Below are 24,831 nucleotides of genomic sequence, written 5' to 3'. Positions count from 1 at the left end.
ATGGCGGCAAGGACGTCCTTGTGACGATTTCGGCCATCGCCGCCGATCACCTCGGGCCCGGCGAGCGGCTCAGGACGCGCGGACGGCCGCGGTGCTCGACCGTACGACCAGGGTCGGCTCGACCGAGACCGGTGCGGGCGGCGCCGCCGGCCGCGCCACCTGGCGCAGCAGGTGCGCGACCGCGAGGGCGCCCATCTCGGCGAAGGGCTGCGCCACGGTGGTCAGCGGCGGCGAGCAGTACGCGGCGAGCGCGATGTCGTCCACGCCTACCACGGAGACGTCCTCGGGCACCCGGCGGCCCAGGTCGTGCAGCGCGCGGATCACCCCGAAGGCCATCTCGTCGCTGGCCACGAAGACCGCGGTCACCTCCGGGATCCGGCCCAGGATCAGCCCGGCCCGGTGCCCGGAGGCGGGCGACCAGTCGCCGGCCAGTGCGGGCGGCACGTCGGCGCCCGCGGCCTCCAGGACGTCCCGCCACCCCTGGGCACGGCTTGCGGCGTCCAGCCACTCGCCGGGGCCCGCTACATGCCACACCGTCCGGTGGCCCAGCTCCAGCAGATGGGTGGTGGCCAGCCTCGCCGCGGCCGACTGGTCGACGGCGACGACCTCGGTGTCCGGGGTGCGGGAGCCGTCCACCGCGACGGTGGGCACGGCGGCGGTCAGCTGCTCGATCCGCCGGCTGACCCGGATCAGCGGCACGGCCAGCACGACGCCCTCGACTCGCTGGTCGGCGAGCCGCAGCAAAGCGTCCTCGACCGCGGCGGGGTCGAGCGAGGCGGTGGCGGCGGTGCTGACCGCGTAACCGGCGGCGCGGGCGGCGCGTTCGACCCCGACGGTCAGCGCGGTGCGGGAGAAGAAGCCGGTCTGCAGGGTGACCACGCCGAGGGTGCGGCTGCGGCCCGACGAGAGCATCCCGGCCGCGGTGTTCTTGCGGTACCCCAACTGCTCGACGGCGGCGAGCACTTTCGCCCGGGTCGTCTCCTGCACGTTCGGGTGGCCGCCCAGCGCCCTGGAGACGGTCTGCGCGGACACCCCCGCGACCCGTGCCACATCGGCCATTGCCGGCGCTCTGCCGCCGTCCCCCGTGCCCTGCCGCATCCCGCGCTCCTTCCGGCCGACTGCGGCCCCGCTCGATGATAGCGATCCCACGCGCATCCAGTGTCCAGGGCTTCTACCTGGATCTCTGCACGAAGCCCGCTCTTGGCATCGATAACGTCCTGTGCCAGAGTGCCGCCGACGCCATGTGCGCGGGCGCGGGCGAGCGGAGGTCATCGACGTGGAGCCGTCAACGGACGGGAAGGTCGCGGTGTCCTTCCACGGCGTCGCCAAGGACATGGAACCGCCCGCGCACGAGCCCGACCCGCGGCACATTGCCGCGCCTTCCGCGCCGGCCCTGCTGTCGTACCCCCACGGCCGGCTGCTGCGTGACGGCACCCCGCACCGCGTTCTCGCCGGGTCCCTGCACTACTTCCGGGTCCACCCGGCGCAATGGGCCGACCGGCTGGAGCGCCTGGCCGCCATGGGCCTGAACACCGTGGACGCGTACATCGCGTGGAATGTCCACGAGCAGCGCCGCGGCAGGCTCCGCTTCGACGGTGGCCGGGACCTCGGGCGCTTCTTCGACCTCGCCCAGGACACCGGCCTCGACGTGATCGTCCGGCCGGGCCCGTACATCTGCGCCGAATGGGACAACGGCGGGCTGCCCGCCTGGCTGACCGGGATGCCGGGGATGCGGCCGCGGTCCTCGTACCCGCCGTATCTCGACGAGGTGGCGCGCTGGTTCGACACGCTGGTGCCGCAGATCGCGGCGGCGCAGGCGGCGTACGGCGGGCCGGTGGTCGCGGTGCAGGTGGAGAACGAGTACGGCAGCTACGGCGACGACCGCGCCCACCTGGAGTGGCTGCGCGACGCGCTGACCGGGCGGGGCGTCGGCGAGCTGCTCTTCACCGCCGACGGGCCCACCGCGCTGATGCAGGACGGCGGCAGCCTGCCCGGCACGCTAGCGGCGGCGACCTTCGGCTCCGACCCGGCCGCCGCCGCGGCGCTGCTGCGGTCGCGGCGGGCCGGTGAACCCTTCCTGTGCGCGGAGTTCTGGAACGGCTGGTTCGACCACTGGGGCGAACGGCACCACGTCCGGTCGGTGGACAGCGCGGCGGGCACCCTCGCCGGCATCCTGGACGCCGGCGGCTCGGTGAGCCTCTACATGGCGCACGGCGGCACCAACGCCGGTCTCGGCTCCGGCGCCAACCACGACGGGGCGCGGCTCCAGCCGACCGTGACCAGCTACGACTCCGACGCCCCGATCGCGGAGAACGGCGCCCTGCGACCGAAATTCCACCGCTTCCGAGACCTGCTGCTCGCCGCGACCGGCGCGGTTCCCCGCCCGCTGCCGCCCGATCCGCCGCTGCTGGCGCCCCGGACGCTGCGGCCGGTCCCTGGCGCGGGCCTGCTCGCGGGGCTGGCCGCGCTCGCCCCTGCCGTCGTCTCACCGCACCCGCCGAGCTTCGAGGAGCTGGGCCAGCCGTCGGGCCTGCTGCTCTACCGGGCCCGGCCGCTGGTGCCCGAGGGCAGCCACGAGTTGACGGTGCACGGGCTGCACGACCGTGCCCAGGTCTTCGCCGACGGTACGCCGCTGGGCGTGCTCGACCAGGAGACCGGCACCCTGCCGCTGACCGGGACCGGGCGGCGGGTAGCGCTCGACCTGCTGGTGGAGAACCAGGGCAGGATCAACTACGGCCCGCTGCTCGGCCAGGGCAAGGGCATCCTGGGCGGAGTGCGTATCGGTCCGCGCCTGGTGCACAGCTGGTCGGTGCACGGGCTGCCGCTCGACGAGTGGACGCGGGAGGACGTGCACCGCGCCCCGACCGTCGCGCTGCCCGCGGGCGGCAGCGGGTTCGCGACCGCCGACCTGGACCTCGACACGCCCGCCGACACCTTCCTGGCCCTACCGGGCTTCGGCAAGGGCTTCGTATGGGTCAACGGGAAGCTGCTGGGCCGCCACTGGGAGATCGGCCCGCAGATCACCCTCTACGTGCCGGCGCCGCTGCTGACCGCGGGCCGCAACACGATCACCGTGCTGGAGCTCGAACGCTTCGGCGACCGCATCGAGCTGCGCGACCGCCCCGAGCTGGGACCGCCGGAGGAATACGTCGAGACCTTCGGCTGAGCCGCGCCGCGCTCAGCCCTCGTCGGTCTTCCTGGCCCTGCTCGGCTGGACCCGCTTCGGTTCGCCCGCCGCCTTCGGGTGCTCCGGCGGGTACGGCAGGTCGCCGAGGCCGTGCTCGCGCTCGTCGCGGTCGGCCAGTTCGAGAGCCGCGTCGAGCCGGAAGGCGTGGTCGTCCATGTCGGCGTGCAGGTCGCCGAACTCGGCGAACCGGCCGGGCATGGTGACCAGGTCGAAGTCGGCAGGCGCCACCTCGGTCACCTCCTCCCAGCGCAGCGGGGCCGAGACCGGCGCGTGCGGGAAGGGGCGTACGGAGTAGGCGCTGGCGATCGTACGGTCGCGCGCCGTCTGGTTGTAGTCCACGAAGATCTTCTCGCCGCGCTCCTCCTTCCACCAGGCCGTGGTGATCCGCTCGGGTGCCCGGCGCTCCAGCTCGCGGGCCACCGCGATGGCCGAGCGGCGCACCTGGGGGAAGGTCCACTCGGGCGCGATCGGCACGAATACGTGCAGGCCCCGGCCGCCGGAGGTCTTCGGCCAGCCGGTCAGGCCCAGCCCGTCCAGGACGTCGCGCAACTCCAGCGCGGCGCGCACCGCGTCGGAGAAGTCGGTGCCGGGCTGCGGGTCGAGGTCGATCCGCAACTCGTCGGGGTGCTCGGTGTCGCCGCGCCGGACCGGCCAGGGGTGGAAGGTGAAGGTGCCGAGATTCGCCGCCCACAGCACGGCCGCGGTCTCCGTCGGGCAGATCTCGTCGGCGTGGCGGCCGCTGGGGAAGGCGATGCGGCCGGTCGGGATCCAGTCGGGCAGGTTCTTCGGCGCGCGCTTCTGGAAGAACGAGTCGCCCTCCACCCCGCTGATGTAGCGCTCCAGCGTGGTGGGCCGGTCCCTGAGCGCCCGCAGGATCCCGTCGCCGACGCTCAGGTAGTAGCGCACCAGGTCGGCCTTGGTCAGTCCGCGTTGCGGGAAGTAGACCTTGTCGGGATGCGAGACCCGCACGGTCCGTTCGCCGACGGTCAGCTCCAGCGTCTCTGCCATGCCCCCACGCTAGAGCGGACGGTCGGCCCGCGCGCCTTGTACGGCACGGACGCGCACAATCGGAGCATGGACCTGCCGGTGATGCCCCCCTTGCAGCCGATGCTGGCCAAGGCCGCCAAGGCCATCCCGGCGGGCATGCAGTACGAGGCCAAGTGGGACGGCTTCCGCGCGATCGTCTTCCGCGACGGCGACGAGATCGAGCTGGGCAGCCGCTCCACCAAGCCCCTCACCCGCTACTTCCCCGAGGTGGTCGAGGCGCTCCGGACCCGTATCCCGCCGCGCTGCGTGCTCGACGGTGAGATCGTCATCGCGCGCGAGGGGCGGCTGGACTTCGACGCGCTGCTGGAGCGGATCCACCCGGCGGACTCGCGGGTACGCCATCTGGCGGAGGTGACGCCCGCGAGTTTCGTCGGCTTCGACCTGCTCGCGCTCGGCGACAGGTCGCTGATGGCGGAGCCGCAGCAGGACCGCAGGGCGGCGCTGGTGTCGGCGCTGGGCGACGCCGCGGCGCCGGTCCACCTCGCGCCCGCCACGCACGACATCGCACTCGCCGCGGACTGGTTCGACCGCTTCGAAGGCGCGGGCCTCGACGGGGTCGTCGCCAAGCCCCCGGGCCTGGCGTACCGGCCGGGCGAACGCGTCCTGGTCAAGGTCAAGCACGAGCGCACCGCCGACTGCGTCGTCGCGGGCCTGCGCCCGCACAAGAGCGGGCCGGTGGTCGGCTCCCTGCTGCTCGGCCTGTACGACGGCGACGGCCGCCTCCAGCACGTCGGCGTCTGCGCCTCCTTCCCGATGCGGCGGCGCGCCGAGCTGATGGAGGAACTGGCCCCGCTGCGGATGGAGTCGGTGGCCGGCCACCCCTGGCAGGAGTGGGCCAGCGAGGATGCCCAGGCCGCCGACCGGCTGCCGGGCGGCCCCAGCCGGTGGACCGGCAAGAAGGACCTGTCCTGGGTACCGCTGCGCCCCGAACGGGTCGTCGAGGTCGCCTACGACCACATGCAGGGCGACCGCTTCCGGCACACAGCGCAATTCCGCCGCTGGCGGCCGGACCGCGAGCCCGAGCAGTGCACATACGCGCAACTGGAGGAGCCGGTCGGATACGACCTGGCGGACTTCCTTTCCGCGGAGGCGGAGCGCTGAGGGCCGGCCCGTCGGCCCCGGCGGGCGTGCGACGGCAACGGCGGCGCCCCGCGGCGCTGTCGGGCCCGTCCGACCGGCGGGTGGACGGCCCTGCGCCCCGGCGACGCGCCGCTCCCGACGCCGTACGCCGATCCACCGCGGACGGCGGGACGGCCCTCAGCCGAGGAAGGTGAGCCGCACCTGGCGGCGCGGGTTGTCCCGGTTGGTGTCCACCAGCACCACCGACTGCCAGGTGCCCAGTTCCAGCCGGCCGCCGACCACGGGCAGCGTGGCGTGCGGCGGCACGAGCGCCGGCAGCACATGGTCGCGGCCGTGCCCGGGGCTCCCGTGCCGGTGCTGCCACCGGTCGTCGGCGGGCAGCAACTCCCGCAGCGCGCTCAGCAGATCGTCGTCGCTGCCCGCGCCCGTCTCGATGACGGCGATTCCAGCAGTGGCATGCGGCACGAACACGTTCAGCAGCCCGTCGCCGCCGCTCGCCTCCTCCCGGAGGAAGTCGGCGCAAGCGGCGGTGAGGTCGTGGACACGCTCCACCGAGCCGGTGGAGACGTCGATCACGCGCGAGCGGTAGCGGTCGGCCATGCCGCCATTCTCCTCCCGGGCGCACCAGGAGGGTGCCACGTCCCGCGGCGTGGCGCTGCCGCGCCACCGTCGCCTGTCGCCTGTCGCCTGGCGGCCTGGGTCCCCCTCGACCGCGGTCGGCCCCTGGCAGGGGGCATGCGCTTCTGCCGCGGAGGGCGGGGCCTTTCGGGAGCGCGGAACCGCGCGACCCCGCCACCCGTCCAGCGCAGTGGGCCCTTGGGGGAATCGACCGCGGACGAGGGCGCCGCCCGGAAGTGTGATCGGCCGACGGGCGGTCGGAGTCATTGCCGCGAGCGGCAATTGGTCTGTACCATTCAGCGGGCCTGGACGCCGTCCCGTCCTTGCCGCAAGCCCGGAGGGGGTGAAGGTGTTGCGCCGGCTCACCGCGCTCGTCGACTCCTGCCTGCTGCCCACGGTGCGCGGCCGGCACGGCCGGCTCCCCGAGTGGATTCTGCGGGGGCTGGACAACGGCACCCCGGGCGTCGCCGTGGACACGCAGGGTCCGGCGGCGCGGGCGACGGCCGACGCGCTGCGGGCGGCACTTCCCGACGCGCTCACCGGGCATCCGGGCCCGGCCCGGCAGGGTGCCGGCGGCGACGCCGCGGCCGCCGGACTCGTCGCGGCGGGCGCGAACCTCCACCTGGCCGTCCGCCCGGGACTTCGCGCCGACGAGACCCGGGTCTTCGTCACCGACCTCCAGACGCACGGCGTGGCCGCCGCGCTCGGCCCCTTCACCGCCGCGGGCAGCCTGCGGCCGTTCGCCGAGGGCGCCGCCGCGGGCGTACGGGCGATCACCGCGGGGCGGACCCCGGTGCCGGACGACGGGCAGCTGCCCGCGATGCTCAGCGCCCGGGCGGTGACCGGGGTGTTGCGCGGCGAGCTGGGATACGGCGGGGTGGTGCTGAGCGACACGCTCGACGCACCGACGATCGTCGACGGCTGGGGTGTACCCGGCGCCGCGGTGCTGGCGTGGATCGCCGGCGTCGACCTGGTACGGCTCGGCCCGTCAAGCGGCGCGGGGGTGCGGGACGCGATCCACGCCGCCGCGGCCAGGGCGGTGGCCGACGGCGACCTGCCCCAGTCGCGGCTGGAGGAGGCCGCGGAGCGCGTCGCGCGGCTGCGACGCTGGGCCTCGGAGCCGCGGATGCCGCGGATGCCGGCCGCGGAGCCCGCGCCGGCCGCGGGCACGGGCGCGGGCTGACGGCACCTGCCAAGGGCGGGTGCTGCGACGCCGGCGCGGGCTGACGGCACCTGCCGAGGGCCGGGCGGGAAGCATTCCCCTGGTCCCGCAGTTGGCACAGTCATGAACGACGCGGTGCGCGAGGTCGGGGTGGCGGTCGTCGGCGCAGGCCAGGCCGGCCTGTCCGCGGGGTATTTCCTGCGCCGCTCGGGCTTCGCCCCGGACACCGGCTTCGTCGTGTTCGACCACTCCCCGGGGCCCGGCGGCGCCTGGCAGTACCGCTGGCCGTCGCTGACGTACGGCAAGGCGCACCGGGTGCACGAACTGCCCGGCATGCCGTTGGGCGACGCGGACCCCGACCGGCCGTCGGCGGAGGTGGTGGGCGACTACTTCGCCCGCTACGAGCGGGAGTTCGACCTCCGGGTGCGGCGCCCGGTCGACGTCGCGGCGGTACGCGAGGGGGATGGCGGGCGACTGCGGATCGAGACCGGCGCCGGGACCTGGTCGGCTCGGGCGCTGATCAACGCGACGGGCACCTGGGACCGGCCCTTTATGCCCTACTACCCGGGCCAGGAGACCTTCCTCGGCCGCCAGTTGCACACCGCGGGCTACCGGGGCGCGGCGGACTTCGCCGGCCTGCACGTGATCGTGGTCGGCGGCGGCACCTCGGCGGTGCAGTTGCTGATGGAGCTGGCCGAGGTGGCGCGCACCACCTGGGTGACCCGGCGCCCGCCGGTCTTCCGCAGCGAGCCCTTCACCGAGGACTGGGGGCGCGAGGCGGTCGCGATGGTCGAGCGGCGGGTACGCCAGGGGCTCCCGCCGCAGAGCGTGGTGAGCGTGACCGGCCTTGCGGCGACCGGCGCTGTCCGGCAGGCCGTGGACCGCGGCATATTGCGGCGGCAGGAGATGTTCGACCGGATCACCCCGCACGGCGTCGCCTGGAGCGACGGCCGCTCCTTGGACGCCGACGTCATCTTGTGGGCGACGGGATTCCGCGCCGCGCTCGACCACCTCGCCCCGCTGCGGCTGCGCGAGCCCGGCGGCGGCATCGCGGTGGAGGGCACCCGGGTGGTCAAGGACCCGCGGGTCCACCTGGTCGGCTACGGGCCGTCAGCGAGCACCATCGGCGCCAACCGCGCCGGCCGTACCGCCGTGCGGGACATACGCACCCTGCTGGCGGAGCAGGACCAGGCCACCGAAGCCGCACCGGCTCGCCCGCTCGAAGGCGTGCGCTGAGCCCACCGCGTGGCCTCTGCCGCGCTCATGCGAATAAACATCGGATGTCTTCTTCCTTGCGGAAGGGGATTGCGGCACTATGGGCGCATGCGTGATCGAGATCAGCCCGGCCTGCACCGGGGCGGCGCGGAGGACCCATGCGTGTAGCGCTTTTCGTGACCTGTGTGAATGATGTGTTGTATCCCGATACCGGGCGGGCGGTGGTCACGCTGCTGGAACGGCTCGGCGTGGACGTCGACTTCCCCACCGGCCAGTCCTGCTGCGGCCAGCCGCAGTACAACACCGGCTACCGGCACCAGACCGAGCCACTGGTCCACCGCTACGCCACCGTCTTCACCGACTACGACTACATCGTGACCCCGTCAGGGTCGTGTGCGGCCATGGTCCGCGACAACTACCCCAAAATCGCCCAGCGGGCCACCGCCGAAGGCCGCGAGAGCGGGCTGAGCCGGGCCGCAGCGGCTGCGGTGCCGAAGACCTACGAACTCACCGAGTTCCTGGTCGACGTTCTGGGAGTGACCGATGTCGGCGCGTACTTCCCCCACACCGTGACCTACCACCCCTCCTGCCACGGCCTGCGCACGCTCGGCCTGGGAGACCGCCCCCACCGGCTCCTCCAAGCCGTCCGCGGCATCACCCTGCGCGAACTCCCCGCCGCCGACGAATGCTGCGGCTTCGGCGGCACCTTCGCCATCAAAAACCCCGACGTGTCCACCGCCATGGGCCACGACAAAATCACCCACGCCCTCACCACCGGCGCCGACATCCTCTGCGGCGCCGACAACTCCTGCCTCATGCACCTGCACGGCCTCATCACCCGCCAACACACCCCCCTGCACACCGTGCACCTCGCCGAAATCCTCGCCTCCACCAAAGAACACCCCTACACCCCGGCAACCAAAGCAGGAAACCTCCGATGAGCCGCACACACCTCGGCCTGCCGACCTTCCCCCAAGCAGCACGCCTGTCGACCCGCGACGAGCAACTCCGCGCGAACCTGCGCCACGCCACCAGCACCATCCGCACCAAACGCGCCACCGCCACCAGCGAACTGTCCGACTGGCCCCAGCTGCGGGCCGCGGGCGCGGCCATCAAAGACCACACCCTGCACCACCTCGACCACTACCTCGAACAACTCGAAACCGCCGTCACCACCGCAGGCGGCACCGTCCACTGGGCCATCGACGCCGACGACGCCAACCGCATCATCACCGACCTCATCCACGCCACCGGCGAAAGTGAAGTCGTCAAAGTCAAATCCATGGCCACCCAGGAGACCGGCCTCAACGAAGCCCTCACACAGGCCGGTATCACCGCCTACGAGACCGACCTGGCCGAACTCATCGTCCAACTCGACAACGACCGGCCCTCCCACATCCTCGTCCCCGCCATCCACAAAAACCGCACCCAGATCCGCGACATCTTCCACACCCGCATGGGGGCGTGGGGCCGCCCGGCACCCGATGACCTCACCGACACCCCCGCCGACCTCGCCGAAGCCGCCCGCCTGCACCTACGCGAGAAATTCCTCCGCACCAAAGTCGCCATCTCCGGCGCGAACTTCATGATCGCCGAAACCGGCACCATGGTCGTCCTGGAATCCGAAGGCAACGGACGCATGTGCCTGACCCTCCCCGACACCCTCATCACCCTGGTCGGCATCGAGAAGACCATCCCCACCTGGCGCGACCTGGAAGTCTTCCTCCAAACCCTCCCCCGCTCCTCCACCGCAGAACGCATGAACCCCTACACCACCACCTGGACCGGCACCACCCTCGGCGACGGACCCCAAACCTTCCACCTCGTCCTACTCGACAACGGCCGCACCGACACCCTCGCCGACACCACCGGACGCCAAGCCCTCCGCTGCATCCGCTGCTCCGCCTGCCTCAACGTCTGCCCCGTCTACGAACGCGCCGGCGGCCACGCCTACGGCACCCCCTACCCCGGCCCCATCGGCGCCATCCTCACCCCCCAACTCCACGGCACCACCACACCACTGAACGCCTCACTCCCCTACGCGTCCACCCTCTGCGGCGCCTGCTACGACGTCTGCCCCGTCGCCATCAACATCCCCGAGGTCCTCGTCCACCTCCGCGAACGCATCACCCAAGGCGGACCCACCACCACCAACGGCACCAAAACCACCATCAAACCCGCCAAGCGACACACCACAGAACGCACCACCATGCGCACCGCCGCCTGGACGCTGAACCACCCCGCCGCATGGACCGCAACCCAGCGCCTCACCACCCGCACCAGGGCACTCCACCCGCGGCGCCTACCCGGCAAGACCGCCCGCGCCTGGACCGCCACCCGGGACCTGCCCCCCGTCCCCGCCCGCACCTTCCGCGACTGGTGGCAACACCGCGACGCCGATGCGAAGGACACCCCGCAGTGACCACCACCAGCCGGGACGAGATCCTGCGCCGCGTCCGCCAGGCCCTCGGCGACCAGCCCGGCACCACACCCGACCCCACCACCATCCCCCGCACCTACCAGACCACCCACGCCACCCGCACCCCCGAGCAACGCACCCACCTACTCGCGGACAACCTCACCGACTACCGCGCCCACGTCCACCACACCGACACAACCGCCCTACCCACCACCATCGCCCGCCTGCTGACCGACCACGGCACCCGCAGCGCCGTCATCCCACCGGGCGTCCCAACCGACTGGCTCAGCGCCACAACCGGTATCCACATCCACCACGACCACGGTGAGCTGACCGCCCACCAACTCGACACCATCGACACCGTCATCACCGGCTGCGCCCTGGCCATCGCAGAAACCGGCACGATCGTCCTGGACACCTCACCCGACCAAGGACGCCGCATCCTCACCCTCGTCCCCGACCACCACATCTGCATCATCAACACCCCCACACAGGTGGTCGACTCACTCCCCCAAGCACTCCCCCACCTCGACCCCACACACCCCCTCACCTGGATCTCCGGCCCCTCCGCCACCAGCGACATCGAACTCGACCGCGTCGAAGGCGTCCACGGCCCCCGCACCCTCGACGTCATCCTCATCCACGACAACCGCGACTGACCCGACCCGCACCGGTCAGGGCGCGCTGACGGCCATCTGCGTGTCGCGCCGGACCAGCGCGGCATAGCGGCCGCCCGCCGCGAGGAGTTCGTCGTGGGTGCCGCTTTCGACGATCCGCCCGGCGTCGAGGACCACGATCCGGTCGGCGTCGCGGATGGTGGACAGCCGGTGGGCGATGGTGATGGTGGTGCGGCCGGCCGACAGGGTGTCGATGGCGTCCTGGACGGCCTGCTCCGTCCTGGTGTCCAGGGCGCTGGTGGCCTCGTCGAGGATCAGCACCGGCGGATTGCGCAGGATCGTGCGGGCGATGGCCAGACGCTGCTTCTCGCCGCCGGAGAAGCGGTAGCCGCGCTCACCGACGAGGGTGTCGTAGCCGTCGGGCAGGCCGGTGATGTGGTCATGGATCTGCGCGGCGCGGGCGGCGGCGTGGATCTCCTCGTCGGTCGCGTCCGGCTTGGCGAAGCGCAGGTTCTCCGCGACCGAGGCGTGGAAGAGGTAGGTCTCCTGGGAGACCACGCCGACCGCGGCGGCCAGCGTGTCGAAGGTCAGGTCGCGGACGTCGATGCCGTCGATCGTGACGCGGCCCGCGGTGACGTCGTAGAGCCGCGGCACCAGATAGCTCAGGGTGCTCTTGCCGGAACCGGTCGCGCCGACGACGGCCAGGCTGCCACCCGCGGGCACGGCCACGTCGATGGCGGTCAGCGTCGGAGAGCCGGACTCGGGGTCGTAGGCGAAGTCCACGCCCTCGAAGGCGACGTCGCCGCGCACGGTCCCCAGGTTCCGCGCGCCGGGGCGCTCAGTGATGTCGAGCGGCAGGTCGAGGTATTCGAAGATGCGCTGGAAGAGTGCCAGGGACGTCTGCACCTGCACGCCGGTGGCCAGCAGCGAGACGGTGGGCCGGAAGAGGCCCTGCTGGAGCGAGACGAAGGCGACCAGGGTGCCGATGGAGATCGCGGAGCCGCCGTGCCCGGTGGTCAGTCCGGCCGCCCAGTACAGCAGCGCGGGCATCGCGGACATCACGATGCCGATGATGGCCATCCGCCAGCGGCCCTGCATGTTGGAGCGCACTTCCAGGTCCACCAGGCGCTCGGACTCGGCGGAGAAGTCACGGGTGAGCGAGTCGGCGCGGCCCATGGTGCGGCCGAGCAGGATGCCGCTGACCGACAGCGACTCGGTGACGATCGCGGACATCGAGGCCATCTGCTTCTGCCGCTCGGTGGCGATCTTCTTGCGTTCGCGCCCGACCCGGCGGGCGATCCAGACGAACAGCGGGAGCAGCAGGAGGGAGACGACGGTCAGCCGCCAGTCCAGTGCGGCCATAGCCACGACCGAGGCGATCACAGCGGTGGCGTTGGAGACCAGCGAGGTCGCGGTGGAGGTGACGGTGGCCTGCATGCCGCCGATGTCGTTGGCGATCCTGGACTGCACCTCGCCGGTGCGGGTGCGGGTGAAGAAGGCCAGCGACATGCGCTGCAGCCGCTCGTAGACGGCGGTCCGCAGGTCGTGCATGACGCGCTGGCCGACGGTGGTGGAGATCAGGGTCTGCAGGACGCCGAAGACGCCGGTGGCGACCGCGGTGCCGATCATGCCGAGCACCAGCAGGCTCAGCAGGCCGGTGCGGCCCTGCGGGATCGCGGTGTCCAGGATCGCCCGCAGCAGGAACGGCGAGGCGACGGAGACCAGCGAGGACAGGGCGACCAGGCCACCCACGACGGCCAGCCGGCCGCGGTAGGGGCGGAAGAGCCGCGTGATGCGGCGGACGTCGGTGGGCGCGGCGGGTTTCCTGCTCGGCGGCGTCCACCGGGACGCGAGATCGTTTTCGGGGCGCAAAGGACTCCTCGGGACGTGACAGCGGTGTGGGGCGATGGAACTGGCGGGGTAGTGCCTGCGGGACTCTCGACAGAGAGTGTAGGTCATTGTTACCTACGCTCACAATGAACTAAGTCCTGCTACGCTGTATTCCATGGACACCCGCACCACCGAGGCCGCGCCCCCGGTCACCGTGCCAGCTCCCGCGCAGGCACCCGCGGACGAGGTCACCGGGCGACTCGCCGACCAGCTGCTGCGGCTGAGCCGCCGGCTGCACCGGGCCCAGCGCCGGTTGCTCGAACCGCTGGGCATCACGCCCGCGCAGGCCCGGCTGCTGCGGACGCTCGCGCACTGCGAGGAACCGCCGCGGATGGCCGATCTCGCCCAGCGCCTCGACGTGGTGCCGCGGGCGGTGACGACGCTGGTGGACGCGCTGGAGGAGCAGCACCTGCTGCGCCGGGTGCCCGATCCGCACAACCGCCGGGTGATCAGGATCGAGCTGCTCGACGGCGGCCGCCGCGCGCTGGCCGACCTGCGGCACGCCAGGCGTACGGCGGCCGCCGAGATCCTCGCGCCGCTGGACGACGCGAGCCGTGCGGCACTGACCGGGCTGCTCGCCGCGCTCGATCGGGACGAGACGGCGGAGCCGCGGCACTGCTGAGGCAGGGCCGCGGCTCCTCGTGGGCGAGCCCTTACTTGCCGAGGTCGACAGGGCCGCCCTGGACACCCACGCCCGGCCCTATCGGCGCGGTGCAGGCGCTGCACCGCTTGGCCGCCGCCGGGATCGCGGTCAGGCACTCCGGGCACTCGCGCATCGGAGCGCTCGCGGCCTTCGGGAAGAACTTCTCCTGCATCCGGTTCATCGGCAGCACGACCAGGAAGTAGATCACCGCCGCGACGATCACGAAGCTGATCGTCGCGTCGATGAAGGTGCCGTACGGGAAGGTGACGCCCGAGGCGTGGAAGGTCCTGGCGCTGAAGTCACCGGTGGCACCGCTGACCAGGCCGACGACCGGGGTCAGGAACGCCTTGACGAAGCCGTTGACCAGGGCGGTGAAGGCGGCGCCGATGACGATGCCGACCGCCAGGTCTACGACGTTGCCGCGGAGCAGGAAGGTGCGGAAGCCCTTCATGGATGGGGGTCCCCTCTGTGGTCAAGATCGGTGGAAGACCACAGTGTGCCGGGTCCTGCCGCAGAGGGGTGAATCGGCTGTGCGCGGGCCGCGGTCGCGGTCAGTTGCGCCAGGTGTCGTTCAGCACGACCTTCCCGCCGGCCGGCACGGTGGCCGTCCGGTTGGCGCCGGATTCCCACGTCACGTTCCCACTGCCGTCCTTCCGGATGTACTTGTACTGGAAGGCCGTGCCCGCGGCCATCGTGACGTCCAGCTTCCACACCGGGTAGCTCGCCGAGGACAGCAGCAGGGCGCTGCCGGTGTTCCAGTTGCCCAGGGTGGAGTTGTCGCCGACGACGTAGATGTTCTGGCCCGGGACGGTGGTGGCGTTCACCGCGAAGGACGCTCCGGCCGCGGGGTTGGGCGTGCCGCCGCCGGTCGTGCCACCGGTGGTGCCGCCGGTCGTACCGCACGGCCCCCCGGTGTAGAGGGCGACGGCGTCGTTGGCGCCGATGGTGGCGGCGAACCTGCCGTCTGAGCCCACGGAATAGGTGGTGCCGGCGTGCTGGACGTCGCAGTAGGTGCCGGCGGGCAGCGAGGTGGTGAAGGTCTGGGTGAGCGCGCCGCCCTCGTGGTTGATCGCGACGAAGCCCTTGCTGCCGCGGCCGAAGGCGATGGCGTTGTTGCCGTTGTCCCACCAGTTGGTCACCGCGGTGCCGGCGACGGCGTTGCGGAAGCCGACCATGCCGGAGATCTGCGGCCACGCGTGCTGGCACTTCCAGCCGTCGCTGTAGCAGGCGTTGACGGAGCCGCCGTTCGGCGGGCCCGCGTCGTTGTTGGAGAACTCGTAGCCGGAGAAGACGTTCGGTGAGCCGTAGGGCCAGGCCAGCACGTAGACGTTGGCCAGGGTGTAGGTGGCGTTGTTCTTGTAGCTGAGCGTCGAGCCGTTGCGCTCGGTGTCCCAGTTGTCGACGAAGGTGCGGGCCTTGTCGCTCGCGAGGTAGCCGGCGCCCCAGGACGCGCCCCAGGTCTTCAGCGACGCCAGCTGCTGCCCGGTGAAGATCCGCTTGAGGTCGAAGGCGCCCTGGAAGGCGTCCACGTCGCCGGTGTTGACGTACTCGCCGGGCTGCACGGCCTCGCCGGCGCCGTAGATCGCCTCCTGGGCCCAGTAGATGTTCGGGTTGCTGAGCTTGGACTTGATCGCCGCGAGGTCGGTCTCGGCCATGTGCTTGGCGGCGTCGACGCGGAAGCCGTCCACGCCGAGCGAGATCAGGTGGTTCAGGTAGCCGGCGATGGTGCTGCGCACGTAGTCGCTGCCGGTGTCGAGGTCGGCGAGCCCGACCAGCTCGCAGTTCTGGACGTTGGAGCGGTCCTGGTAGTTGGAGATGCTCGTCCGGCAGGTGTGGAAGTCCTGGTCCTGGTAGTAGCCGGGGTAGTTGTACTTGCTGTAGTTCGTCCCCGCGGTGCCGGTGCCGGAGCCCGCCGACATGTGGTTGATCACCGCGTCGGCGACGACCTTCACGCCGGCGGCGTGGCAGGTGTTCACCATGCTCGCGAAAGACGACTCGTTGCCGAGGCGGTTGTTCAGCTTGTAACTGACGGGCTGGTAGGAGGTCCACCACTGGTCGCCCTGGATGTTCTCGGTGGCGGGCGAGACCTCGACATAGCCGTAGCCGGCCGGGCCGAGCTGGTCGGTGCAGGCCTTGGCGACCGAGTCGTAGCGCCACTGGAAGAGCGTCGCGGTGACGTCCTTGGCTCCCGGTGGCGTCGCGTGTGCCTGCTGGACGGAGACGGCGAACAGTCCGGCCGCCGCGACGACGGCGGCCAGCGAACCGTTCAGGGCGCGGGATCTCATGGGCGGCTCCTTCGATGAGCGGGCACAGCGGTGCCCTGCGAAGGCAGCCACGCGCCTGGCCGCCGGGTGGGGGGAGTTACCGGAACACCGGTCCCTCGGGTTCCGCCCAGGAGCTTCCCGCCGTCAGTGCGTACACGTCAAGGATGTTGACGGAAGAACTTTCGTCGCCTTACTGCAAGTTGTTGCCGTCCTGTCAGCCGGCAGGAAAACCTGTTGACCCCGCGCGGGCGACTTCGCGAAAGTTGCACGGTTCAGGACGGCACTTCGCGCGCTTTCTCCCGATCCGCCCCGCCGGTCCGTCCGCCCTCCCGGTCCACCGCTCCGAGCCCAGGACACCATGACGTCCCTACGCGACCTTCCGCTGTCCGACCCCGGCGTGCCCGACGCCCGATCCGGCTTCCGCCTGCTGCTGTGGCTGGAGGTACGACAGTGGCGCGGACAGGTGCTCGCCACCGCCTGGGGCACCCTGCACATGGCCGCCGTCGCGTCCTTCCCCGCCGCCGTGGGCCTCGCCGTCCAGGCGGTGGTGGACCGGTCGGGCGTGCGGCTGGGCCTGGCCGGCGGGCTGATGCTGCTCCTCGGGCTGCTCACCGCGCTCGGCGACACGATGCTGCACCGCACCGCCGTGACCAACTGGATCAGTGCCGCTGCCCGCGTCCAGCAACTGCTGGCGGGCAAGACCGTCGAGCTGGGCGCGGTGCTGACCCGGCGGGTGGCGGCCGGCGAGGTGGTGGCGGTCAGCACCGGCGACGTCGAGAAGATCGGCTGGTTCGTCGAGGCACTGGCCCGCTTCGCCTCCGCCCTGCTCGCCACGGTCGGGGTGGCCGTCGCCCTGGTGGTCTACCAGCCCGCGCTCGGCGTGATCGTGGCCGCGTCCGTGCCGGTGCTGGCGCTCGCGGTGCTGCCGCTGCTGCCCGCGGCGACCCGGCGGGCCGACCTCCAGCGGGAGAAGGCGGGCAAGGCCACCGAACTGGCCTCCGACACGGTCGCCGGGCTGCGGGTGCTGCGCGGCATCGGCGGCGAGGAACTCTTCCTCGAGCGCTACCGCCGCGCCTCCCAGCAGGTGCGGACCGCCGCGGTGCACAGCGCCCGCATGTGGGCGCTGATCAGCGCGGTGCAGGTGCTGCTGCCAGGACTGCTGCTGGTGGCCGTCGCCTGGTACGGCGCCCGGCTCGCGCTGGACGGACGGATCTCGGTGGGCGAACTGGTCACGGTCTACGGCTCGGTGGCCTTCCTGATGATGCCGCTGCGCAATTTCGAGGAGATCGCCATGGCGTGGTCCTTCTCCCGCCCGTCGGCGAAGCGCGCGGCCCGGGTGCTGGCGCTGCGGCGCGGACACGACGGCGTGGCCTCCTCCGCGACGCCAGGCGCCGCCGCGCCGCCCGAGCTGACCGGGGAGCTGCACGACCCGCTGACCGGGCTGCGCGCCGCGCCCGGGGAGCTGACCGCGGTGGTGTGCGGAGACCCGGACGCCGCGGGGCGACTGGCCGACCGGCTGGGCGGCCACAGCCCGTCGGGGGTCGGCGCTGACCCCTCGGCGACGCTCGGCGGCCACCGGCTCGACGCGCTGCCGCTGGCCGCGGTCAGGGCCGCGGTGCTGGTCCAGGACAAGGACCCGGTGCTGCTGTCCGGCACGCTGGCCGAACTGCTCGCGGTGCCCTCCTCGGGCCGCGTCACCCCCGAGGCGGCGCTGACCGCGGCCCAGTGCGGCGACGTGCTGGACGCGCTGGCCCAGTCGCTGGTCGAACCGGGCGACGGTGCGGGAGCGGCGGATCCGATGCGCGCCAGGATCACCGAGCGCGGGCGCTCGCTGTCCGGCGGGCAGCGGCAGCGCCTCGCTCTGGCCCGCTCCCTGGTCGCCGACCCCGAGGTGCTGGTGCTGGACGAGCCGACGTCGGCGGTCGACGCCCACACCGAGGCCAGGATCGCCCGCGCGCTCGGCACGCTCAGGACCGGCCGCACCACCGTCGTCCTCACGTCGAGCCCGCTGGTGCTCGACCGCGCCGACCGGGTGGTCTTCGTCGACGACGGCACCGCCGTTGCCGCCGGCGGCCACCACGACCTGCTGCGCACCGACCCGCGCTACCGCGCCGTCGTCACCCGGGAGGCCGACCCCGGCACCGACCCGCTCCCCGCGCCCGCCGGCGCCCCGCGCACCACCGCCACGATGGAGGAGTCCGCATGATCGGCGTGAGACCCCCGGACCACGATCCTGCCGCGCCGCAGCAGAGCACCACCCTGCCGGTGGGCTCGCCGGGGACCGTACGCGGCTACGTCCGCGAGCTGGCCCGAAGGCACCGCGGTGCCTTCGCCCTGCTGGTGGGCGTGAACACGGTCGCCGTGCTGGCGTCGATGGTGGGCCCGTATCTGCTCGGCGGGCTGGTGCAGGACCTGTCGGAGGGCAGGCGGGACGTCCACCTGGGCCGGGCGGTGGCCTTCTTCCTGGTGGCGCTCGCGGTGCAGGCGTATTTCGTCCGGCTGGTCCGGCTGCGCGGGGCGGTGCTCGGCGAGCTGATGCTGGCCGACCTGCGGGAGGACTTCCTGGTACGGGCGGTCTCGCTGCCGCCCGGTGTCCTGGAGCGGGCCGGAACGGGCGATCTGCTCTCCCGGATCACCACCGACATCGACCGGCTGGCCAACGCGATGCGCGAGGCCGTACCGGAACTGGCCATCGCCGTGGTCTGGGCCGGGCTGCTGCTGGGCGCGCTCGCCGTGACCTCGCCGCCGCTCGCGCTGTCGGTGCTGATCGCCCTGCCGCTGCTGCTGGTGGGCGTCCGCTGGTATTTCCACCGGGCCCCGCAGGCCTACCGCTCCGAGGCCGCCGGATACGCCGCCGTCGCCGCCGTGCTCGCCGAATCCGTCGACGCGGGACGCACCATCGAGGCGCACGGCCTGGGCGAGCGCCGGGAGGAACTGTCGCGGCAGCGGATCGGCCAGTGGGTGGCGTGGGAGCGCTACACGATGTGGCTGCGCACCGTCCTCTTCCCGGTGATCAACGCCACCCACACGCTGATCCTGACCTCGGTACTGATGATCGGCGGCGCCTTCGCCCTGAACGGATGGGTGACGGCCGGCGAGCTGACCACCGGTGCGCTCTACGCGCAGATGCTGGTGGACCCGGTCAACCTCATCCTGCGCTGGTACGACGAACTGCAGGTCGCCCAGGTCTCGCTGGCCCGGCTGGTCGGTGTGCGCGAGGTCGAGGAGTCGGCCGGGGACGACCGGATCTCCCCGCAGGGCCGCGAGGTCGCCGCCGACCAGGTGCGCTTCGGCTACCGCAGGGGCGGCGACGTCCTGCACGGCATCACCCTCCAGGTGCCGCCCGGCACCCGGCTGGCGCTGGTCGGTCCCTCCGGCGCGGGCAAGTCCACCCTCGGCCGGCTGCTCGCGGGGATCTACGCTCCGCGGACCGGCGAGGTCACCCTGGGCGGCGCGGAGCTGGCCAGGATGCCCGCCGAGCGGGTGCGCGAGCATGTCGCCCTGGTCAACCAGGAGCACCACGTCTTCGTCGGCACGCTCCGCGACAACCTGCAGCTCGCCCGGGCGTCCGCGGTGGACGCCGAGCTGTGGGAGGCGCTGGGTGCGGTGGACGCCGACGGCTGGGCGCGGGCGCTGTCCGACGGCCTGGACACCGAGGTCGGCTCGGGAGGCGCCGTCCTCACCCCCGCCCAGGCTCAGCAGCTCGCGCTGGCCCGACTGGTGCTCGCCGACCCGCACACGCTGGTCCTCGACGAGGCCACCTCGCTGCTGGACCCGCGGGCGGCCCGCCACCTGGAGCGGTCGCTGTCCCGGGTCCTCGACGGCCGCACGGTCGTCGCCATCGCGCACCGGCTGCACACCGCGCACGACGCGGACGTGATCGCCGTGGTCGAGGACGGCCGGATCAGTGAACTGGGCAGCCACCACCAGCTGGTCGCCGCGGACGGCGCCTACGCGGCTCTGTGGCGGTCCTGGCACGGCTGACCGCGCCCCCCGCCTCCCGCCCGGCGCGCGGGTCCGGCGGGCGGGAGGTCAGCCGATGACGCCCAGCGCGCCCAGGGCGCAGCCGCCGCCGACGAGGAAGAAGACCGGGGTGAGGACCTTGATCTCCACCCAGCTGCCGGCCCGGAAGCGCATGAAGCGCGGCGGGCCGACCGGATACCAGCGGCGCCGGCCGATCGGGATCGGCCACAGCACCGGGCAGCCGGACACGGTCAGCGCGTCGCCGATGCAGTGCACTAGGGAGCCCAGCACGATTGGCAGGCCGATCCACAGGTAGTGCTGCCCGGGCTGGGTGAACAGCCAGTCCTTGCCGTTGCCCGGGTCGTCCAGTACGTCGGCGAGCATCCAGGCGCTGGTCGCCCCGAGCAGCCAGACCAGCACGTCGCTCGACATCCTGGCCTGCCGCCACAGCAGGCCCTCCACGGCGAGCACCATGTGGATGAAGAGGATGACCAGCACCGCCCAGCGGCCGCCGTAGACCGCGGCCGCCGAGAAGCCGGCGCCCACCAGCACCGCCCACAGCCAGGTGTGGGTGAGGGTGCGGTGCCCGCCGGCCCTGCGCGGGTCGCCCGGCTTGCGGGTCGCCTTGTACGTGGCGTGCGCCAGCCTGTCCACGACCCTGCACAGCGCCCGGGACAGCGGGCCGAAGGCACGGGAGATCGTCGCCGCCTGGTGGTCCAGGTCGGGGGCCAGCGCCGCACCCGCGCAGATCAGCGCGCCCACCAGGACCGTCGGCCAGGGCATCGGGTGGCCGAGGCCCGCCGCGACGGCCCCGACGCCCAGCCAGGCCGCCGCTCCGGACAGTGAGTGCGCAGGTCCCATCATGGTGCTGCTCCGTCCCCCTGAAGTGCCGCCCGCGGGCGGAGTTGACGCGTGGTCGACGGCACACCCTATCGCCGATGATCACGACCGCGGCCTCCGGTTCCGCCTGTGACGCTTGGGACAGGCAAGATGGTGGGGTGACCCTTATCGATCAGCTGCCGTCCGATGCCGACCCCGATGCCCTCTTCGAAGCGTTCTCGACGTGGGCCGAGGGGCAGGGCATCTCGCTCTACCCGGCCCAGGAGGAGGCGCTGATCGAGGTGGTCTCGGGTGCGAACGTGATCCTTTCCACCCCGACCGGATCCGGAAAGAGCCTGGTCGCGGCGGGTGCTCACTTCGCGGCGCTGGCCCGCGACGAGGTCACCTTCTACACCGCGCCGATCAAGGCGCTGGTCTCGGAGAAGTTCTTCGACCTGTGCAAGCTCTTCGGCACCGAGAACGTCGGCATGCTGACCGGTGATGCCTCGGTGAATCCCGACGCGCCGGTCATCTGCTGCACCGCCGAGGTGCTGGCCTCGATCGCACTGCGGGACGGCAGGTCGGCGGACGTCGGCCAGGTGGTCATGGACGAATTCCACTTCTACGCCGAGCCGGACCGCGGATGGGCCTGGCAGATCCCCCTGCTGGAGCTGCCGCAGGCGCAGTTCCTGCTGATGTCGGCGACGCTCGGTGACGTGTCCCGCTTCGAGGAGGACATGACCCGCCGCACCGGGCGGCCCACCACCGTGGTGCGGTCGGCGAACCGTCCGGTGCCGCTGAGCTACGAATACCGCGGCACCCCGCTGACCGAGACGCTGACCGAACTGCTGGAGACCCGTCAGTCGCCGGTCTACATCGTGCACTTCACCCAGGCCGCGGCCGTCGAGCGGGCGCAGGCGCTGATGAGCATCAACATGTGCACCCGGGCCGAGAAGGACGCGATCGCCGACCTGATCGGCAACTTCCGCTTCACCACCGCCTTCGGCCGCAATCTGTCCCGCTACGTCCGGCACGGCATCGGGGTGCACCACGCGGGGATGCTGCCGAAATACCGCCGGCTGGTGGAGAAGCTGGCGCAGGCGGGGCTGCTCAAGGTGATCTGCGGTACGGACACGCTCGGCGTCGGCGTCAACGTGCCGATCCGCACGGTGCTCTTCACCGCGCTCACCAAATACGACGGGCAGCGGGTGCGGGTGCTGCGCGCCCGGGAATTCCACCAGATCGCCGGCCGCGCCGGACGGGCCGGCTTCGACACCGCGGGCTTCGTCGAGGCGCAGGCGCCCGAATACGTCATCGAGAACGAGAAGGCGCTCGCGAAGGCCGGCGACGACCCGAAGAAGCGCCGCAAGGTGGTGCGCAAGAAGGCGCCCGAGGGCTTCGTCGGCTGGTCGCAGGCGACCTTCGAGAAGCTGATCGCCTCCGACCCCGAACCGCTGACGTCCCGCTTCCGGGTCACCCACGCGATGCTGCTGTCGGTGATCGCCCGCCCGGGCAACGCCTTCGACGCGATGCGCAGGCTGCTGGAGGACAACCACGAGGACCGCCGCGCACAGCTGCGGCACATCCGCCGGGCCATCGCCATCTACCGCTCGCTGCTGGCCGGCGGTGTGGTGGAGCGGCTCGACGAGCCGGACGCGGAGGGCAGGATCGTCCGGCTGACCGTCGACCTGCAGCAGGACTTCGCGCTGAACCAGCCGCTGTCGACCTTCGCGCTGGCCTCCTTCGAACTGCTCGACCCCGACTCCCCCTCCTACGCGCTGGACATGGTGTCGGTCGTGGAGTCGACGCTGGACGACCCGCGGCAGATCCTGGCCGCCCAGCAGAACAAGGCCAGGGGCGACGCGGTGGCCGCGATGAAGGCCGACGGCGTCGAGTACGAGGAGCGCATGGAGCGCCTGCAGGACGTGTCCTACCCCAAGCCGATGGAAGAGATCCTGCTGCATGCCTACGGCGTGTACCGCAAGAGCCACCCGTGGGTCGGTGATCATCCGCTCTCCCCCAAATCCGTGGTGCGCGACATGTACGAGCGCGCGATGACGTTCTCCGAATTCACCTCGTACTACGAGCTGGCCAGGACCGAGGGCATCGTGCTGCGCTATCTCGCCGGCGCCTACAAGGCGCTGGAGCACACCGTGCCCGACGACCTCAAGTCCGAGGACTTCCAGGATCTGACCGCCTGGCTCGGGGAGCTGGTCCGGCAGGTCGACTCCAGCCTGCTGGACGAGTGGGAGCAGCTGGCCAACCCCGAGGTGGAAACCGCGGAAGAGGCCGCCGAGCGCGCCGACCAGGTCAAGCCGGTCACCGCGAATGCCCGCGCCTTCCGGGTGCTGGTCCGCAACGCGCTCTTCCGCCGGGTGGAGCTGGCGGCGCTGGAGAAATACCACCAGCTCGGCGAACTGGACGCGGAGTCCGGCTGGGACGCCGACACGTGGGCGGAGTCGATGGACGCCTACTGGGACGAATACGACGACCTGGGCACCGGCCCCGACGCCCGCGGCCCGAAGCTGCTGCAGATCGAGGAACAACCGGAGCACGGGTTGTGGCGCGTGCGCCAGACCTTCGCCGACCCGGCCGGCGACCACGGCTGGGGCATCTCAGCCGAGGTGGACCTGGCGGCCTCCGACGAAGAGGGCCGCGCGGTGATCAGGCTCACCGGTGTCGGCGAGCTGTGACGGCTCGGACGGCGCCGTAGGGCAGCACCAGGGCGGCCCGGCCGGGCGCACGGCCACCTGGGGCGCTCACCCGTCGGTGACCTGCCTGCGGCCCCGCAGCAACCGGCGCAGACTGCGCCGCGGCCGATCCTCGACCGGCCAGGGCGCCGGTGCCGGCAGTGGCGCTCGCACCGGCACCACCGCACCGGCCACCGGTGCCGGTGGCGCGTCGGGCACGGCGGGCGCCTCGGACACGGCGGGCAGCTCGGCGCGGACCGCGCCGGGCGGCCGTAGCTCGGGCTGGGACAGGGACTGGTGCCGCGGCACCGGGTCGCGGTCGCGGGCCCGGCCCAGGGCGTCGGCGAGCGCGACCAGGCCGAGGGCGATCTCGTCCGGGTGGTCCGCGGTGGTGAGCCGCCCGATCAGCGCTGCGTCCGCCAGCGGCCCGGGGCGGCCCGGCGGCAGCGCCGGATGGATCCTCTGCAGCCGTGCGCGCTCGTACGGATCGGGGACCGCGGACAAGGTCATCTCGGGCCCGAGGAGTGCCGCCCACACCGCGGCTTCCTCCCAGGGGCCCGGCGCGTCCCTGACCAGCTGGGCGACCCGGCGTGACCGCCAGCCGCGCGGCCGCTGGTCCTCGCCGTCGTCGGCCGACTCGCGCACCGCCGCGGGGAGCCGGCCGGACAGCAGCGCGGGGCTGGCCGCCGCGAAGTCCCGCAGCTCGCTGGCGAGATAGAGCCAGACCAGCGCGCGGTAGCGGTTGACATACCAGCGCACCGGGCGGACGCAGCCGGCTCTGGTCAGCCGGAGCAGCCGGTCGCGGCTGATCCCCAGCAGCTCGGCGCCGTCCGTGGTGTTGACCAGCTGGATCCTCGCGAGCAGGGCCCGCGCCCCGCCCTCGGCCTCCCGGACCCTGGCGATCTCCTGCGCGGGCACCCGCAGCCGGCCCGTGCCGCCGCCGACCGTGGCGATCTCACCGAGCACCAGCGCCAGCTCGAAGTCCGGGTAGCCCAGGCTCAGTTCCTCGCATGCCCGGTCGAGGGTGAGGGTCGGCGGCCCGCCCGGGTCCTGACCGCGCGCCACCACCCTGCCCGCCCGGCCGGTATCGCCCGCCGCACCCGCCCTGCGCGTACCGCTGGCCCTGCCCGTACCGCCCGCGGCCGTCGCCTTGCCGGTCGTGCGCACCTTCGTCGTCATCACTGTCGTCACTCCCCGTCTTGCTCAACTACTGACAG

The 24,831-nt window shown here is 72.5% G+C and carries 19 protein-coding genes; 11 read left to right on the top strand and 8 right to left on the bottom strand.

Features of this window, described 5'->3' with window-relative positions:
- Positions 1-69: 69 nt before the first annotated feature.
- A complete protein-coding gene (locus BUE44_RS09175; RefSeq protein ID WP_073495952.1) occupies positions 70-1,098 on the bottom strand; it encodes a LacI family DNA-binding transcriptional regulator in 1,029 nt (342 codons plus the stop codon).
- Positions 1,099-1,333: 235 nt separating this feature from the next.
- Here BUE44_RS09175 and BUE44_RS09170 point away from each other — a divergent pair, with 235 nt between their 5' ends.
- Positions 1,334-3,166 (top strand): glycoside hydrolase family 35 protein, encoded by a 1,833-nt coding sequence (locus BUE44_RS09170; RefSeq protein WP_073496226.1) that lies wholly within the window; start codon positions 1,334-1,336, stop codon positions 3,164-3,166.
- A 12-nt stretch (positions 3,167-3,178) separates the two neighbouring features.
- Here the strand turns inward: BUE44_RS09170 and ligD are convergent, their stop codons facing one another.
- Positions 3,179-4,195: a non-homologous end-joining DNA ligase gene (gene ligD / locus BUE44_RS09165; protein WP_073495948.1), complete on the bottom strand. Its 1,017-nt coding sequence runs from the start codon at positions 4,193-4,195 to the stop codon at positions 3,179-3,181.
- Positions 4,196-4,261: 66 nt separating this feature from the next.
- Between ligD and BUE44_RS09160 the strand changes: the two genes are divergently transcribed.
- Positions 4,262-5,335, top strand: a complete 1,074-nt coding sequence (locus BUE44_RS09160; protein ID WP_073495946.1) for an ATP-dependent DNA ligase — start codon at positions 4,262-4,264, stop codon at positions 5,333-5,335.
- A gap of 156 nt (positions 5,336-5,491) precedes the next feature.
- Here BUE44_RS09160 and BUE44_RS09155 read toward each other — a convergent pair whose 3' ends face one another.
- Positions 5,492-5,914 carry a YjbQ family protein gene (locus BUE44_RS09155; RefSeq protein WP_073495944.1) on the bottom strand — a complete coding sequence of 141 codons (423 nt, stop codon included), beginning with the start codon at positions 5,912-5,914 and terminating at the stop codon, positions 5,492-5,494.
- A gap of 367 nt (positions 5,915-6,281) precedes the next feature.
- On the opposite strand from BUE44_RS09155, the gene BUE44_RS09150 reads away from it, so the two are divergent.
- The 5 genes from BUE44_RS09150 (at position 6,282) to BUE44_RS09130 (ending at position 11,387) form a co-directional block, all read left to right on the top strand.
- On the top strand, positions 6,282-7,115 hold the full coding sequence (locus BUE44_RS09150; protein ID WP_159450238.1) for a glycoside hydrolase family 3 N-terminal domain-containing protein: 834 nt from the start codon (positions 6,282-6,284) through the stop codon (positions 7,113-7,115).
- A gap of 102 nt (positions 7,116-7,217) precedes the next feature.
- Positions 7,218-8,330 carry an NAD(P)-binding domain-containing protein gene (locus tag BUE44_RS09145; RefSeq protein ID WP_073495939.1) on the top strand — a complete coding sequence of 371 codons (1,113 nt, stop codon included), beginning with the start codon at positions 7,218-7,220 and terminating at the stop codon, positions 8,328-8,330.
- Between the two features lie 137 nt (positions 8,331-8,467).
- Entirely contained in the window at positions 8,468-9,250 is a 783-nt protein-coding gene (locus BUE44_RS09140) for a (Fe-S)-binding protein (RefSeq protein WP_073495936.1), read from the top strand.
- Positions 9,247-10,731 (top strand): lactate utilization protein B, encoded by a 1,485-nt coding sequence (locus tag BUE44_RS09135; RefSeq protein WP_073495934.1) that lies wholly within the window; start codon positions 9,247-9,249, stop codon positions 10,729-10,731. The genes BUE44_RS09140 and BUE44_RS09135 overlap by 4 nt, the downstream gene beginning before the upstream one ends.
- Positions 10,728-11,387, top strand: coding sequence for a LutC/YkgG family protein (locus BUE44_RS09130; protein ID WP_073495932.1), 660 nt, complete (start codon positions 10,728-10,730; stop codon positions 11,385-11,387). The genes BUE44_RS09135 and BUE44_RS09130 overlap by 4 nt, the downstream gene beginning before the upstream one ends.
- A gap of 15 nt (positions 11,388-11,402) precedes the next feature.
- Here the strand turns inward: BUE44_RS09130 and BUE44_RS09125 are convergent, their stop codons facing one another.
- Positions 11,403-13,217: an ABC transporter ATP-binding protein gene (locus BUE44_RS09125; protein ID WP_073495930.1), complete on the bottom strand. Its 1,815-nt coding sequence runs from the start codon at positions 13,215-13,217 to the stop codon at positions 11,403-11,405.
- A gap of 133 nt (positions 13,218-13,350) precedes the next feature.
- On the opposite strand from BUE44_RS09125, the gene BUE44_RS09120 reads away from it, so the two are divergent.
- Positions 13,351-13,857, top strand: coding sequence for a MarR family transcriptional regulator (locus tag BUE44_RS09120; protein WP_079189607.1), 507 nt, complete (start codon positions 13,351-13,353; stop codon positions 13,855-13,857).
- Between the two features lie 31 nt (positions 13,858-13,888).
- On the opposite strand, the gene mscL is transcribed toward BUE44_RS09120, so the two are convergent.
- Together mscL and BUE44_RS09110 are read right to left on the bottom strand one after the other, a co-directional pair.
- Positions 13,889-14,329, bottom strand: a complete 441-nt coding sequence (mscL, locus tag BUE44_RS09115; RefSeq protein WP_073495928.1) for a large conductance mechanosensitive channel protein MscL — start codon at positions 14,327-14,329, stop codon at positions 13,889-13,891.
- Positions 14,330-14,429: 100 nt separating this feature from the next.
- A complete protein-coding gene (locus BUE44_RS09110) occupies positions 14,430-16,163 on the bottom strand; it encodes a carbohydrate-binding module family 20 domain-containing protein (RefSeq protein WP_073495925.1) in 1,734 nt (577 codons plus the stop codon).
- A 337-nt stretch (positions 16,164-16,500) separates the two neighbouring features.
- On the opposite strand from BUE44_RS09110, the gene BUE44_RS09105 reads away from it, so the two are divergent.
- Together BUE44_RS09105 and BUE44_RS09100 are read left to right on the top strand one after the other, a co-directional pair.
- Entirely contained in the window at positions 16,501-18,348 is a 1,848-nt protein-coding gene (locus BUE44_RS09105; protein ID WP_073495923.1) for an ABC transporter transmembrane domain-containing protein, read from the top strand.
- Positions 18,345-20,126: an ABC transporter ATP-binding protein gene (locus BUE44_RS09100; RefSeq protein ID WP_073495920.1), complete on the top strand. Its 1,782-nt coding sequence runs from the start codon at positions 18,345-18,347 to the stop codon at positions 20,124-20,126. Before BUE44_RS09105 ends, BUE44_RS09100 begins: the two co-directional genes overlap by 4 nt.
- A gap of 48 nt (positions 20,127-20,174) precedes the next feature.
- Here BUE44_RS09100 and BUE44_RS09095 read toward each other — a convergent pair whose 3' ends face one another.
- Complete coding sequence (locus BUE44_RS09095; RefSeq protein WP_073495918.1) at positions 20,175-20,969, bottom strand: metal-dependent hydrolase; 795 nt, start codon at positions 20,967-20,969, stop codon at positions 20,175-20,177.
- A gap of 134 nt (positions 20,970-21,103) precedes the next feature.
- On the opposite strand from BUE44_RS09095, the gene BUE44_RS09090 reads away from it, so the two are divergent.
- Entirely contained in the window at positions 21,104-23,617 is a 2,514-nt protein-coding gene (locus BUE44_RS09090) for a DEAD/DEAH box helicase (RefSeq protein ID WP_073495916.1), read from the top strand.
- A gap of 66 nt (positions 23,618-23,683) precedes the next feature.
- Here the strand turns inward: BUE44_RS09090 and BUE44_RS09085 are convergent, their stop codons facing one another.
- Positions 23,684-24,793 carry a DUF6397 family protein gene (locus BUE44_RS09085; RefSeq protein WP_079189606.1) on the bottom strand — a complete coding sequence of 370 codons (1,110 nt, stop codon included), beginning with the start codon at positions 24,791-24,793 and terminating at the stop codon, positions 23,684-23,686.
- Between the last annotated feature and the right edge of the window lie 38 nt (positions 24,794-24,831).

Source organism: Actinacidiphila paucisporea, assembly GCF_900142575.1.
Taxonomy (GTDB): Bacteria; Actinomycetota; Actinomycetes; order Streptomycetales; family Streptomycetaceae; genus Actinacidiphila; species Actinacidiphila paucisporea.
Note: the sequence above shows the minus strand (reverse complement) of the source record. Positions and strands in the feature narration are given on the sequence as shown.

Coding starts and splice junctions, on each gene's coding strand:
- mscL (WP_073495928.1), bottom strand. CDS start 14,329: ATGAAGGGCTTCCGCACCTTCCTGCTCCGCGGCAACGTCGTAGACCTG.
- BUE44_RS09085 (WP_079189606.1), bottom strand. CDS start 24,793: ATGACGACGAAGGTGCGCACGACCGGCAAGGCGACGGCCGCGGGCGGT.
- BUE44_RS09160 (WP_073495946.1), top strand. CDS start 4,262: ATGGACCTGCCGGTGATGCCCCCCTTGCAGCCGATGCTGGCCAAGGCC.
- BUE44_RS09095 (WP_073495918.1), bottom strand. CDS start 20,969: ATGATGGGACCTGCGCACTCACTGTCCGGAGCGGCGGCCTGGCTGGGC.
- BUE44_RS09175 (WP_073495952.1), bottom strand. CDS start 1,098: ATGCGGCAGGGCACGGGGGACGGCGGCAGAGCGCCGGCAATGGCCGAT.
- BUE44_RS09155 (WP_073495944.1), bottom strand. CDS start 5,914: ATGGCCGACCGCTACCGCTCGCGCGTGATCGACGTCTCCACCGGCTCG.
- ligD (WP_073495948.1), bottom strand. CDS start 4,195: ATGGCAGAGACGCTGGAGCTGACCGTCGGCGAACGGACCGTGCGGGTC.
- BUE44_RS09105 (WP_073495923.1), top strand. CDS start 16,501: ATGACGTCCCTACGCGACCTTCCGCTGTCCGACCCCGGCGTGCCCGAC.
- BUE44_RS09100 (WP_073495920.1), top strand. CDS start 18,345: ATGATCGGCGTGAGACCCCCGGACCACGATCCTGCCGCGCCGCAGCAG.
- BUE44_RS09110 (WP_073495925.1), bottom strand. CDS start 16,163: ATGAGATCCCGCGCCCTGAACGGTTCGCTGGCCGCCGTCGTCGCGGCG.
- BUE44_RS09170 (WP_073496226.1), top strand. CDS start 1,334: ATGGAACCGCCCGCGCACGAGCCCGACCCGCGGCACATTGCCGCGCCT.
- BUE44_RS09145 (WP_073495939.1), top strand. CDS start 7,218: ATGAACGACGCGGTGCGCGAGGTCGGGGTGGCGGTCGTCGGCGCAGGC.
- BUE44_RS09135 (WP_073495934.1), top strand. CDS start 9,247: ATGAGCCGCACACACCTCGGCCTGCCGACCTTCCCCCAAGCAGCACGC.
- BUE44_RS09120 (WP_079189607.1), top strand. CDS start 13,351: ATGGACACCCGCACCACCGAGGCCGCGCCCCCGGTCACCGTGCCAGCT.
- BUE44_RS09140 (WP_073495936.1), top strand. CDS start 8,468: ATGCGTGTAGCGCTTTTCGTGACCTGTGTGAATGATGTGTTGTATCCC.